Below are 251 nucleotides of genomic sequence, written 5' to 3'. Positions count from 1 at the left end.
AAAAATCTCAGCTTATTTTCTTTCGCAGAAACAATTTTTGGCAAGATTATTATTTAGAGATTGATCCTTTTAAAAAGATTATTCGGCTAAAATATAACGTTTTGCTTGAGCCGCTAACAAATAAAGTTCACTTTCAAGAAGAAAACTTTGGTATCTGTGCAAAAGGTTTAAAAAAATTATGGCATTTTCAGCCATTGTTACAGAAATATTATGTTAATCCCAAACAGCAAAAACAATATTTGCAAATGCAG

General features: G+C 29.1%; 1 protein-coding gene. It reads left to right on the top strand.

Going from position 1 to position 251, the window contains the following annotated elements; all coding sequences use genetic code 11:
• On the top strand, positions 1-251 hold a 251-nt coding region (locus H3V04_RS10330), incomplete at both ends, for a hypothetical protein (RefSeq protein WP_232342709.1).

Source organism: Bifidobacterium sp. M0353 (genome assembly GCF_016100645.1).
GTDB lineage: Bacteria > Actinomycetota > Actinomycetes > Actinomycetales > Bifidobacteriaceae > Bombiscardovia > Bombiscardovia choladohabitans.
The sequence above is the reverse complement of the archived record's forward strand: the minus strand, read 5'-3'. Positions and strand labels throughout refer to the sequence as shown.